The sequence below is a fragment of the Ralstonia sp. PBBBR1 genome (assembly GCF_002256165.1).
Lineage (GTDB): Bacteria > Pseudomonadota > Gammaproteobacteria > Burkholderiales > Burkholderiaceae > Ralstonia > Ralstonia thomasii.
Window position 1 is genome coordinate 35,028 of record NZ_NKIL01000003.1, and the last position, 12,736, is coordinate 47,763.

Consider the following 12,736-nt stretch of genomic DNA (forward strand, 5'->3'; position numbering starts at 1 on the left):
GCGTGCGGGCGATCAGTTCGCCACGATCACGCCGCAGGCGATGCGCCCGCCGGAATTGCCGGTGGGCTGGGTCGTGTAGTCGTCCTTGCCTGCGTGGACGATCAGCGCGTGGCCGACCAGGCTGGTGGGCCCAGGCGACAGCGTCACGCCGGAAAGAACGATCGAGCCGACAGCCTTGCCGTTGGCATCGGATTGCAGCATCGGAATGTCGCCGGCGTGGTGCGCACCTTGACGCGGATCACCGTGTTGCTGGCCGGTCGGGTTGAAGTGACCGCCGGCGCTATTGCCATCCGCCGACGAGCAATCGCCCTTCTCATGCACGTGGAAACCGAACATGCCGTTGGCCGGCAGGCCGGAAATATCCACGGCGATGGCAACCCGATTGTCGCCTTGCTGCGCGAGCTTCACGCTGCCTTGCACGGTGCTGCCGCTCTTGGGTGCCAGCACGGCCGAGGCCGTCATGGCGCCGTCACCGGCATTAGCCGCCTTGGCCGTCGACGCTGAGTTCGATGCGCAGCCGGCCATCAGGCCGATCGCGGCGAGTGCAATCGCGAGTTGCTTCATGTGTCACCTCCAGTCAGGGTTCACTCGGGGAGCGAACGATTGTACTGCCGGATGATGAACACGCAACATTGGAACCAACGGTTCACCCTTTGGCCGCCGGTGCCGGTGCCGATGCTGCGGGCACAGGCGCGACAAACGGCCCCGGATCCACGCACGGCGCGCCCGGTTGCGTATGCGCAGCCTTGCCGCCGGCCTGGTACGACGCCGCCGCCTTGTCCTGGGCCTTGCACGTCTGGAACGCGGCCACCTTGTCGCCCCAGGCTGCCTTGGCCTTCGCCAGATCCGCCTGTGCCTTCTGTTCTTCCGTCGGTGCCGGCAGCTTGGCGCCGGCCAGTCCGCTTGTCAGGACCAGCATGGCGGCAGCAAGTGCCATACCTGCGGCGCGAGTCAGCGTGGAAGCATGCATGGTGAGGATCCTCGAATGAGTGGCAGGCGATGGCGTCATGACTTGGCGGGCTGCTCGCTCGGCGCCGGCGGCGCGGGCGGCTGGGACCGCTGCGCGGGAATCTTGCCGGCCTTGACGTCGTCATACCAAAGTTCGTGGTGCTCCTTCGCCCAGGCCTCGTCGACATAACCGTCACGCATGGCGCGGTAAGCGCCTTCCATGCCGATCGTGCCCATGTAGATGTGGCCCAGCGACATGCTCATCATGCCTACCGCCGCGATCGCGTGAATGACTTCGGCCAGTTGCATCATGCTGCGGTAGTAATCCACGCCCGGGACGATGCGATCGAGCGTCCAGCCCGAAGCCGACAGGATCAGCCCAAACACGACGAGCCCGCCCCAGAACCAGAGTTTCTCGCCCGCATTGAAGCGGTGCGACGGCACTTCGGCGCCGTGCTCTCCGGCAAACATGCCACCCAGGCTCAGCAGCCATTTCACGTCGCCCTGGCGCGGCAAGTTGTCCCGCACCCAAATCACGAAGGCCACGATGATGCTGACCGTGAAGAGCGGGCCCACCAGGTTGTGCAGGTTTTTCAGCAAATACGTCAGCCAGCCGAACAACTGATGACCGAGGATCGGCAACAGGAAATGCTTGCCCCACAGCATGACGACGCCCGACACGCCGAGCGTGACGAAGGAGATCGCCATCGTCCAGTGCACGTAGCGCTCGGTGGGCGTGAAGCGCTCGATCTTGCGGCCCGTAGGCGCTTCTTTTAGCGGGATCATGCCGCGCCAAAGGAAGAAGGCCAGGATGGCCGACGGCACCAGCACCATGAGCCAACCGCCCCACACGGTGATCACGCCATTGCGGAACAGCCGCCATTTCTGCCCGGTGCGCTGGATCAGCACGCCGGCTTCCAGCCCGGGAATGCTGGCGTAGTGCGCCTGATCGGAGTTCACCTCGCGCCAGACGGGCGCGTTGTTGCCCGGTTGCGTCGCGCGGCGTGCGGCCTGGTCCTGCGCCTCTTTGGCGAGATCGCGCTTCTGCAGATCAAACACGTTCTCCGAGACGATGTTGGAGAACGGCTGCGCCGGTTGTACGGCCGGATTGACCGGGGCATGGTCGGCTGCCGGCGCACTGGCCGGCTGCTGCGCGTTCGCCCACGCCGCCGCGCCGCCGAGCAGCACGGCCATCACAAGATGTTTCCAGGAAGTGCCCATGGACGAACCTCCGCTTGCGCGCGTCATGGCGTCTTGTTGTACTCGTTCTGGTATTGGCCGCGCGCGCGGATCTGGTTCTCCCAGCTCGTGCGGTCGCCGGGTGTCCAGTTCTTGGCCATGAACGGATCGCCCTCCGCGCCCTTGTAGGCAGGCGCGTCGTCCTTGCGGTGCGAGGCGAATGCCGTTTGCGGGCGTTCACCGCAGGCACCGAGCAACAGCACAGCACCAAGGGCGATCACCAGGCTCGTCGATCGTGCGGGGGCGATCATGATTGCGCTCCCGGCGCCGAAGCCGGCGTGGCCGGTGCGGCCGGAGTTGCCGGTGCCGCCTGACCGCCCTTGCCCGGCGCGCCGCCATAGGCCGTGCCCCACCCGAACAACTCCGCGCCCTTCCCGCGCTTCATGACCCGGTTACGCAGGATGTCGGAAATCACATCGCCGTCGCCGCCGAGCAGCGCCTTCGTCGAGCACATTTCCGCGCACAGCGGAAGCTTCCCTTCGGCCAGGCGGTTGCGGCCGTACTTTTCGAATTCTTCCTCGCTGCCGTTCTTCTCGGGGCCGCCCGCGCAGAACGTGCACTTGTCCATCTTGCCGCGCACGCCAAACGTGCCCTGGCTCGGGAACTGCGGCGCGCCGAACGGGCACGCATACGAGCAGTAGCCGCAGCCGATGCAGACGTCCTTGTCGTGCAGCACCACGCCGTCTTCGGTGCGGTAGAAGCAGTCGACCGGGCAGACCGCCATGCACGGCGCATCGGAGCAATGCATGCACGCCACCGAGATGGATTTCTCCGCGCCGATCATGCCGTCGTTGATCGTCACCACGCGGCGACGGTTCACGCCCCAGGGCACCTCGTGTTCGTTCTTGCAGGCCGTGGCGCAGGCGTTGCATTCGATGCAGCGCTCGCTGTCACAGATGAATTTCATACGTGCCATGTTGATCTCCCCGTCCTTATGCGAACCGCTCGATCTGGCAGACCGTCGTTTTCGTTTCCTGCATCATCGTCACCGAGTCGTAGCCGTAGGTCGTGGCCGTGTTGACGGCCTCGCCGCGCACGATCGGGTGGGCGCCCTCCGGGTAGTAATCGAGCAGGTCCTTGCCCTGCCACCAGCCCGAGAAGTGGAACGGGATGAAGGCGTGGTCTACACCCACACGCTCCGTCACCAGCGCACGCACCTTGATCTGTGCGCCGGTGGGCGTCTTGACCCAGACGAAATCGTTGTGGCGAATGCCCCGGTCAGATGCAGCCTTGGGGTTGATCTCGACAAAGTTCTCTTGCTGCAGCTCGGCAAGCCACGGGTTGGAGCGCGTCTCTTCGCCGCCGCCCTCGTACTCCACCAGCCGGCCGGAGGTCAGGATGATTGGGAATTTCTCGTAGACCTTGTTCTCGATATTGCGCTGCTGCACCGTCTTGTACAGCGTCGGCAGGCGCCAGAAGACCTTCTTGTCGTCGTGCGTGGGGTACTTGGCGACCATGTCGGGCCGCGTGGAATACAGCGGCTCGCGGTGCTGCGGAATGCCATCGGGGAAGTTCCACACGATCGCGCGCGCCTTGGCGTTGCCGAACGGGTGGCAGCCGTGCTTCATCGCCACGCGCTGGATGCCGCCGGACACGTCGGTCTTCCAGTTCTTGCCTTCGGCGGCCTTCTTCTCGGCGTCGGTCAGGTCGTCCCACCAGCCAAGTTTTTTGAGGAACACGTGGTCGAACTCTGGGTAGCCGGTGGTCAACTCCGAGCCCAGCGAGAACGAGCCATCTTCGGCCAGCAGGTTGACGCCATCGCGCTCCACGCCAAAATTGGCGCGGAAGTTACCGCCGCCCTCCATCACATGCTTGCTGGTGTCGTACAGGTTGGGCGAGCCGGGGTGTTTGAGTTCCGGCGTCCCGTAGCAGGGCCAAGGCAGGCCGAAGTAATCGCCGGTCAGGTCGTAGCCGGTTTCGGCATCCTTGCCGCCCTTGCAGCGCAGCGTGCGCACATCAAACAGATGCATGTTGCGCATGTGGGCCTTCAGGCGTTCCGGCGATTGGCCGGTGTAGCCGATCGTCCAGTTGCCGCGGTTGATCTCGCGCAGGATCGATTCGATCTCCGGCTCGCGCCATGTCATGCCGGCGCGCTTGTATTCCGTGATCTTGTAGTTCTTCGACAGCTCCTTGCCGAAGCCCAGGCGATCGGCAAACGCCTGCATGATCACGTGGTCGGGCTGCGATTCGAACAGCGGCTCGATGACCTTCTCGCGCCATTGCAGCGATCGATTCGATGCGGTGCACGAGCCCGACGTTTCGAACTGCGTGGCGGCGGGCAGCAGATAGACGGCGCGGTTCGGATTGGGCGGCGTACCATCGGCGGCGGGCATGTTGGCCATGGCCGCCGTGGCCGACGGGTATGGGTCCACCACCACCAGCAGGTCAAGCTTGTCGAGCGCGCGCTTCATGTCCATCCCGCGCGTTTGCGAGTTCGGTGCGTGCCCCCAGTAGAAAACGGCACGAACGTTGTGGTCCTGGTCGATCAGCTCGTTCTTTTCCAGCACCGCATCGGCCCAGCGCGAGACGGTGGTGCCCGACTTCTCCATCATGGCCTGCGAGGCGAAGCGGCCCTTGATCCAGTCGTAATCCACGCCCCACACGCCGGCAAAGTGCTTCCACGCGCCGGCAGCCAGACCGTAGTACCCAGGCAACGAATCGGGGTTGGGGCCGACGTCGGTCGCACCCTGCACGTTGTCGTGGCCGCGGAAGATATTGGCGCCGCCGCCCGACTTGCCGATGTTACCCAGCGCCAGCTGCACAATGCACGACGCGCGCACGATGGCATTGCCGATGCTGTGCTGCGTCTGGCCCATGCACCACACCAGCGTGCTGGGGCGATTCATTGCCATCATCTCGGCCACCTTGTGCACCTGTGCCTCAGGCACGCCGCACACTTCCTCGACCTTGTCCGGCGTCCACTTGGCAAGCACTTCATCGCGCACCTTGTCCATGCCGTAGACGCGGTCATGGATGTACTGCTTGTCTTCCCAGCCGTTCTTGAAGATGTGATACAGCACGCCAAACAGGAACGCGATGTCGGTGCCCGACCGTATGCGCACGTACTCATCCGACTTGGCCGCCGTGCGCGTGTAGCGCGGGTCCACCACGATGACCTTGCAGCCCGTTTCCTTGGCATGCAGCAGATGCAGCATCGACACGGGGTGCGCCTCGGCCGCGTTCGAGCCGATGTACAACGCGCACTTGGCGTTCTGCATGTCGTTGTACGAGTTGGTCATCGCGCCGTAGCCCCAGGTGTTGGCCACGCCGGCCACGGTGGTGCTATGGCAGATGCGCGCCTGGTGGTCGCAGTTGTTGGTGCCGAAGAACGACACCCACTTGCGCATCAGGTACGACTGCTCGTTGCTGTGCTTGGACGAACCCACGAAGAAGAACGAATCCGGTCCGGTCTCCTGGCGGATGGTGTTCATCTTGGCGACGATCTCATTGAGCGCCTGGTCCCAGCTGATGCGCTGGTAGCGGCCGTCGACGAGCTTCATTGGCGTCTTGAGGCGGTATTCGCCGTGACCGTGCTCGCGCAGGGCAGCGCCTTTGGCGCAGTGCGCACCCAGGTTGATCGGCGAGTCGAATACCGGTTCCTGGCGCACCCACACGCCGTTCTGCACGACGGCATCCACCGAGCAGCCGACCGAGCAGTGCGAACACACCGTGCGGCGCACGACGATATCGCCCTTACCTTCGGCGGCCTGGGCCTCGCCCACCACCGATTTCTTCACCAGCGAAAGCTGCGTTGCGGCCAGGCCTGCGCCCACGCCGATGCCAGAGCGCTTGAGGAAGGTGCGGCGGTCCATGGTCGGCAGTGCACCGGCCAGACTGCGCGCCAGACTGCCAGCAAGCGATGCGGCGCCCTGTCCGTTTGAACGTCGAGCCGGTGCGGCTTTGGTGTCCTGTACCGCCGGTTTGCGGGTCAGAAGCATGAGGTCACCTGAAGATGTGGGGTGCGTGCAATGACGATGGAGCAACAGCGGCGCGCGTGCAGCCGCATCAGATCCACGTCGTCTTGTAGTACTTGCGGATGTGTTCGCTCAGCCGGTAACCGGTGGCGCTGTCATCCGCGGCGTCGGTTGCGGGTGTGGACGGAGCAGTGGGCGCTTGCACCAAATGGCCGGCTGTCGCGGCAGTGCCTGCAGCCGCGGCGGCGACCGCCGCCCCCATCAGGAAGCGGCGGCGAGTGGGTGCAACATCAGCGGAATCCGCTTCTGGGCGCACGTGAGGGACGGTGTTCAAACCTGGCATTTCGATGCTCCCCGGCTCTTTCAAACCGATGACCGAATGTAATAGGAATTTTCCAACACATTTTAGGAGTAACGGCATGGGAAAACCATGCCCAAAACCCCTCACCGAGGGATTTTCCTGACGATTTACCGATGAATTTTTTCAATGAGTCGGATTTGAACCGGAGCGCCGTGACGCTGGCCCGGCGTGGCTCTTCGGCGTCCGCTTATTTTTTAGGCAGCCGAGACGACGGCTCTCATGCCAATTCAAGGGCGAGCCGCTCCACGTCAAAAAACGCTTTCGCCAATCCCGCCACATCGGCATAGAGCGCGGCGCGCGGATGCTGCAATACAGCATCGCAAGCCGTATCGACCCACGGGGCCAGATGACGCTGGAAAAATGCGCGCTGCTCTTCGATGCGGGCCACGGCAACGTCGTCCCCGGCGATGAGGTAACGCATGACCTCGCACAGGGTCGCGAGGTGATCTTCGGTTTCCGTGATGCCCTCGGCGCGCTCCAGGCCGTGGCGGCGCAGATCGTCGCGCAACACCACGAGCGGCTTCTCGTTCATGAAACCGGCCTGGTAGTACGAGCCGTACAAGAACACTTCGGGCTTGCCGACGCCGATAAACAGTTCGGTGTATTCGTCGTCGGCCTGCTCGGCGGTGGTCTGGCCCGCGCGGGCGACAAGCTTTCGCCAGGCCTGGGTGAGAGCACTACTGGCGGCGGCTTGCGCATCGGCTGCGGCGATATCGCCGTCGCCTATCGGGTCCAGCGGCGCGGCCGCGATGCGCTGCAGCAAATCGGCGTCTGCCGCGTGGAAGAACAGCGTGGCCAGCAGGCCGTACAGGTCGGCACGGGCGAGATCCTCTGCGCTGTCGGCGGGCGTGGCGGCGGGCTGGAATTGCAGGGGCTGGGCGTCGGTCATGGGATCGGGAATCGGCTTCAGTGTGCGGTCTTCAATGCGCAGTCTTCAGTGCGGGGCGCCCGGGCGTTCGCCGTGCTGCATCATGTCGATCACGCGGCAATCGCTGCACATCTTGAGGCGCTCGGCGGCGGCGCCGGAGAACGCCGGATGCGCGCCCAGCTTGGCCAGCATCGTCGCGACCATCTGCGCGGTGCCGAACGGCTTGTTGCAGCGGATGCAGTGGAACGGCTGCGCCTCGTTGAGCGTGGCCGATTGGCGGGCTTCTGCCGACAGGTTCAAACGCGGCACGAGGGCGATGGCGCTTTCAGGGCACGTGGTCTCGCACAGGCCGCATTGGACGCAGTTGCGCTCGATCATGGCCAGCACGGGCCGCTCGGCCTGATCGCGCAGCGCCTGCGACGGGCACGCGCCCACGCACGCCATGCACAGCGTGCAGCGTTCGCGGTTCACGGTGATGGCGCCAAACGGCGCACCGGCTGGCAGCGGGATGATGGCCTCGGTGGCCTTGGCGTGGCGTGCAAGATGGTCGAGCGCGAAATCGAGTGCCTCGCGCTTGGCAGCGGCCACCGCAAAGGTGGCCGCCGGCATATCACGGCGAAAGCCGCGCACCGGGCCCGACACGTCGGCGTGGCTCAAGCGTGCATCAAGCGCCGCCGCATCCGCCACGTCGATCAGCACCACACCCGTCCCGTCTGCCGGTTCACCCAGCCCCTGCAGAACCGCCTGCGCCACGGCAACCTGCTCGGAGAGCATCGCGCGGTACTGCGGCGCGTCGTCTTCCGTCAGCAGGATGGCGATGCGCGCGGCGCCGTAAGCCAATGCGGAGAGCCACAGGTCCAATCCCGTCGATGCCGCATGGAAGACCTCGACGGGCAGCACATTCACCGGCACGCCCTGGGCCTTACCGATACGCGCGGCACGGCCCAGTTGCTCGATCAGCGTGCGGCCCCGCCCACCGTTATGCAGCAGAACCACGGCATCACGCCCACCCGCCGATGCATACGTGCCGAGCAGCGTCTTCAGCTTGCGCCCCTGGTACGGCGCGCTCGGATAGGCATAGGTGATGGCGCCGGTGGGACACGCGGTCGTACACGCACCGCAGCCCACACAGAGATTGGGCGTGACGTGCACGCTGCCGCGGCCGTCCTTCCACTGCGACGCAATCGCCGACGCCGAACACACGTCCACGCAAGCGTTGCAGCCCACTTGGCCGTTACGCCCGTGCGCGCAGATCGATTCCTTGTACTGGAAGAACTTGGGCTTCTCAAACTCCCCCACCATTTGCAGCAACGCCAGCGATGCCGTCAGTTGGCGGCCCGCGTCTGCGCCCGCATGGAAGTAGCCCTGCGGCGGCTGGTGCTGGGCAAACGCCGGCGCATCGTTCAGATCGAAGATCAGGTCGAATTGGCCCGATAGCGCCTGCGGTGCGTCCACGCGGCTGAAATCGACGGCCAACGCATCGCCGCACGCCTTGACGCACGCGCGATGGTCGCGGCATGCATCCAGATCGATCTGGTACAGCGCGTCGATGGCGCCTTCCGGGCAGACATCGATGCAGGCGTTGCAGCGCGTGCAGCGGTCCAGGTCAATCGGGTTGCGGTTGCGCCATTGCACCTCGAACGCACCAAGCCAGCCGTTCACCTGCGCCAGCTCGCCCGCGTGGACCGGCCAGCGGCGCTCCATCGGCGGGACAAACGGACCACTTGCGCGATCGCGCCCGGTGACGAGCACCGCCACGCTCAGTTGGTCGGCCAGCCGTTCCGCCCACGGCATGGCACGCTCGGCAGGACCGATGATCAGCACGTTGCCGTCGGAGCGGTAGTCGACCACCGGCACTGGCTCCGGCGCCGGCAAGCCAGCGACGGCCAGCAGCGCCGCTGTCTTGGCACGGAAACCGCGCGCATCGCGTTTGGCGCCTGCCGACCACCCGCCCGTTTCGCGCACGTTGACGAAATGGATCGGTGCGGTCACACCCTCATGCTGCGCGGCCACTTCTGCAAACAGCGCCTTTTCCTGCGTGCAGGCAACGACGACGTCTTCCGTACCATCCAGCGCCTGTGTGAACGCGCTGATCTCGCGGCGGCACAGCAGGTGGTGCGTCTTGCTGGGGGCGTCGATAGCGGCGTCAGACGCGCGCAGGGCGTCGCCCACCGCATCGGCATCGATCGGCATGGTGTGATTGCAACTGCAGAGCAGTGTCGGCATGGATTTGTGCGTGAGCGCCCACGTGCATGGCGCAGGCTGTGGAGACATGGCAGCACGGTCTTTGCCGCGCGGCCTTCTTTTTATTCTACGGACGGCGGCTTAACGCCGCCATGCGGGGTTGCCTGAGCGGGGTCATCAACGCGGGGCGACTCGGCATCGACAGGTTCAGGCGGCGTCTCGCCCGTGACGAGAGGTGCAGCGGCCGATACCGGTTCGATTCCTGGCGGCGCAGCCACATCCTCGTCCAGCGGCTCGAACAACCGCAGTTCCGCCGTGTGCCGCAGCTCGCGCAACATCTCGGGCGGGATCGGGTCGGGCTGCGAATAGTCGTCGATGTAGGTATCGAGCCCGTCCATCACATTGAAGTGCGGATCGGCGAAGAGCTTCTTGAGCGCGGCACGCTTGACGGCTTCGTCCACCCCGTGCGCGACGAAGGGCGAGAAATCATCGGATGGCGTCAACTTGGAGGCGTCTTCCAGCGTGAGCGGGGGTGCCGCTTCGGGCGTAGGCTCGACCGTCGACGCTTCAGGCACGACGACGGGGGCCGGCTCGGCGGGCGGTGCCGCTTCCGGTTCGGGCTCGCCCCGCCGTTCGGCGGCCTTGCGGCGCGACCAGCGCGAGAGGAAGGTTTCGTCGCTCACAGCAGTCTCGCTCAGAACTTCGCGCGGTCTTCCGGCGGCAGGAACGACTCCGGGCGGCGCCGCTTCTTCGGCTCGGGCCGGTAGTTTTCGGCCACGTACGCCTGCAGCCACTCCAGCGCAGCGGCATCCAACGGCACGTTTTCGACCGTCTCGCCGCCGTCGAGCCAGCGACCAGCCTCGTTGTAGCTCAGCGAAACCGTATGCGGAATCGCCCGGCCCTCGTCGGTCGTGCCCGACTCGCCCAGGCGCCACAGCACGAACCAGCAGGGCGCGGCGGAGGTCACGTTCAGGTAGTAGCCCTCGGCCTCGTCGCGAAACAGCGTGACGGAGAAGCCGGGCGTGAGCCAGCGCTCTTCGCCCTTCTCATCCTCAGCGCGATCGAGGCAGCGCGGTGCGGTGCCGTATTCGCCCAGGTCGGGCACGACAGCCTCAAGCCGCCACTGGAACGGCTGCCAGCGGTTGGCCGTCGGGCGGCGACACAGCACCACTGCCACCTTTACGGAGGGGCGCTCCGTCTGACGATCGTTGGACAACGGTTCGCTGGCATCCATGGCTTGGCGCTCAGGTGTTCTGCACGACGATTGACGGGAACTTGCTCGTCATGTCCTTCGCCTTCTCGGCCACGGCAATGGCGACGCGGCGCGCGATCTGCTTGTACACGCCGGCAATCGCGCCGTCGGGGTCGGCCACCACGGTGGGGCGGCCCGAATCGGCCTGCTCGCGAATGGACAGGTTCAGCGGCAGGCTGCCCAGGAACGGCACGCCGTACTGTTCGCACATCTTCTCGCCGCCGCCGGCGCCGAAGATGTGTTCGGTATGGCCGCAGTTCGGGCAGCAGTACACCGCCATGTTCTCGACCACGCCGATGATGGGAATCCCCACCTTCTCGAACATCTTCAGGCCCTTCTTGGCGTCGAGCAGCGCGATGTCCTGCGGCGTGGTGACGATCACCGCGCCCGTCACAGGCACCTTCTGCGACAGCGTGAGCTGGATATCGCCCGTGCCCGGCGGCATGTCGACGATGAGGTAATCCAGGTCGCGCCAGTTGGTCTGCTTGAGCAGTTGTTCGAGCGCCGAGGTCACCATCGGGCCGCGCCAGACCATCGGGTTGTCCTGTTCGATCAGGAAGCCGATGGAGTTGGCTTGCAGGCCGTGCCCCTCCATCGGCTCCATCGTCTTGCCGTCGGCCGACTCCGGCTGGCCCTGGATGCCCAGCATCATCGGCTGGCTAGGGCCGTAGATATCGGCGTCGAGAATGCCGACGTTGGCGCCTTCCGCAGCCAGCGCCAGCGCCAGGTTCACGGCGGTAGTCGACTTACCCACTCCGCCCTTGCCCGACGCCACGGCAATGATGTTCTTCACGTTCGGCATCAGGTGCACGCCGCGTTGCACCGCGTGCGCCACGATCTTCATCGACACCTGCACGCTCACATTTTCGACACCTTGCACCTGACGCAGCGCCCCGATCACGAGCTTGCGGATCGGCTCGAACTGGCTCTTGGCGGGGTAGCCGAGTTCCACGTCGAGCGACACCTCGCCGCCATCGACCCGGATGTTGCGCGCCGATTTGGACGACACGAGGTCGCGCCCGGTATTGGGATCCACCACGCCGCGCAGGGCTTCGGTGATCTGTTCGATGGTTACGCTCAACATTTGCTCCACAAATCTAATGCGAATGGGGGACGGGCCAACGGTGACGCGGCATGAACTTTGCGGCGCCCTGGGCACTCTATCTACTGTTTTGCTATTGTATTTTGCCGGCGCACCGTTCGTCCGATTCCCCCTCAATATCCTTCCGATGCGCCGGATATCGGCAAACCCACAAGAACCGATCCCGTTACCCGTAGGAGAAACCATGAAAGCCAAGCTTATTTCCGTCTCGCTGATCGCCCTGCTGGCCGCCGGCTGCGCCACCGAGCAGCAGAACCAGACCGCCATGGGCACCGGCGTTGGCGCGGCCGTGGGCGCTGGCATTGGCGCGCTGGTCGGCAACGGCAAGGGCGCCGCCATTGGCGGTGCGCTTGGCGCGGCCACCGGTGCAACCGTCGGCTACAACTGGGGCGCCATCAAGTCCAAGCTGGCTGGCGATACGGCCGGCACGGGCACGCAGATTTCGGAGCAGCCCGACGGCTCGCTCAAGCTGAACATTCCGAGCCAGGTCTCGTTCGACACCGACAGCGCGGTGATCAAGCCGTCGTTCCGCGGCCCCTTGGATAGCGTGGCACAAACGCTCACGCAGCATCCGGAGCTGGCCGCCAATGTGGTCGGCCACACGGATAGCACCGGCAACCCGAACTACAACTTGACGCTGTCGCAAAAGCGCGCGCAGAGCGTGGCGAGCTACCTGACGGACCGCGGCGTGGCCCGCAACCGCCTTTCCGCTGAAGGCCGCGGCCAGAATCAGCCCGTTGCCGACAACGCCACCGAGGCCGGCCGCGCCCAAAATCGCCGCGTCGAAATTTATTTGAAACCAATTCAAGGGTAACCCTGTCATAGAAAACAGGTGCCGCTTGCCACACGTTGCTGGCTCGCGATGCGT

13 protein-coding genes are annotated in these 12,736 nt (G+C 65.2%); 1 reads left to right on the plus strand and 12 read right to left on the minus strand.

Features of this window, described 5'->3' with window-relative positions; all coding sequences use genetic code 11:
- Positions 1–12 precede the first annotated feature (12 nt).
- The 12 genes from CFE42_RS03655 to apbC form a co-directional block, all read right to left on the minus strand.
- Positions 13–564: a superoxide dismutase family protein gene (locus tag CFE42_RS03655; protein ID WP_004632150.1), complete on the minus strand. Its 552-nt coding sequence runs from the start codon at positions 562–564 to the stop codon at positions 13–15.
- Between the two features lie 82 nt (positions 565–646).
- Positions 647–970: a hypothetical protein gene (locus CFE42_RS03660; RefSeq protein WP_004632149.1), complete on the minus strand. Its 324-nt coding sequence runs from the start codon at positions 968–970 to the stop codon at positions 647–649.
- A gap of 35 nt (positions 971–1,005) precedes the next feature.
- The gene (locus CFE42_RS03665) at positions 1,006–2,169 is read right to left on the minus strand and encodes a formate dehydrogenase subunit gamma (RefSeq protein WP_004632147.1); all 1,164 of its coding nucleotides are present in this window, start codon (positions 2,167–2,169) and stop codon (positions 1,006–1,008) included.
- Between the two features lie 23 nt (positions 2,170–2,192).
- Positions 2,193–2,438 carry a hypothetical protein gene (locus tag CFE42_RS03670; RefSeq protein WP_004632145.1) on the minus strand — a complete coding sequence of 82 codons (246 nt, stop codon included), beginning with the start codon at positions 2,436–2,438 and terminating at the stop codon, positions 2,193–2,195.
- The gene (gene fdh3B / locus CFE42_RS03675; RefSeq protein ID WP_004632143.1) at positions 2,435–3,103 is read right to left on the minus strand and encodes a formate dehydrogenase FDH3 subunit beta; all 669 of its coding nucleotides are present in this window, start codon (positions 3,101–3,103) and stop codon (positions 2,435–2,437) included. The genes CFE42_RS03670 and fdh3B overlap by 4 nt, the downstream gene beginning before the upstream one ends.
- A 16-nt stretch (positions 3,104–3,119) precedes the next feature.
- On the minus strand, positions 3,120–6,125 hold the full coding sequence (locus tag CFE42_RS03680) for a molybdopterin-dependent oxidoreductase (protein WP_004632141.1): 3,006 nt from the start codon (positions 6,123–6,125) through the stop codon (positions 3,120–3,122).
- A 67-nt stretch (positions 6,126–6,192) separates the two neighbouring features.
- Positions 6,193–6,444: a twin-arginine translocation signal domain-containing protein gene (locus CFE42_RS03685; RefSeq protein WP_004632140.1), complete on the minus strand. Its 252-nt coding sequence runs from the start codon at positions 6,442–6,444 to the stop codon at positions 6,193–6,195.
- Between the two features lie 235 nt (positions 6,445–6,679).
- A complete protein-coding gene (locus CFE42_RS03690) occupies positions 6,680–7,351 on the minus strand; it encodes a molecular chaperone (RefSeq protein ID WP_004632137.1) in 672 nt (223 codons plus the stop codon).
- 45 nt (positions 7,352–7,396) lie between these two features.
- Positions 7,397–9,556, minus strand: a complete 2,160-nt coding sequence (locus CFE42_RS03695) for a 4Fe-4S binding protein (protein ID WP_037044390.1) — start codon at positions 9,554–9,556, stop codon at positions 7,397–7,399.
- An 80-nt stretch (positions 9,557–9,636) separates the two neighbouring features.
- Complete coding sequence (locus tag CFE42_RS03700; RefSeq protein WP_004632133.1) at positions 9,637–10,197, minus strand: DUF3306 domain-containing protein; 561 nt, start codon at positions 10,195–10,197, stop codon at positions 9,637–9,639.
- Positions 10,198–10,208: 11 nt separating this feature from the next.
- Positions 10,209–10,748: a DUF3305 domain-containing protein gene (locus CFE42_RS03705; RefSeq protein WP_004632131.1), complete on the minus strand. Its 540-nt coding sequence runs from the start codon at positions 10,746–10,748 to the stop codon at positions 10,209–10,211.
- Positions 10,749–10,758: 10 nt separating this feature from the next.
- The gene (gene apbC, locus CFE42_RS03710; protein ID WP_037044415.1) at positions 10,759–11,847 is read right to left on the minus strand and encodes an iron-sulfur cluster carrier protein ApbC; all 1,089 of its coding nucleotides are present in this window, start codon (positions 11,845–11,847) and stop codon (positions 10,759–10,761) included.
- A 205-nt stretch (positions 11,848–12,052) separates the two neighbouring features.
- Between apbC and CFE42_RS03715 the strand changes: the two genes are divergently transcribed.
- On the plus strand, positions 12,053–12,682 hold the full coding sequence (locus CFE42_RS03715; protein WP_004632127.1) for an OmpA family protein: 630 nt from the start codon (positions 12,053–12,055) through the stop codon (positions 12,680–12,682).
- Positions 12,683–12,736: the final 54 nt, after the last annotated feature.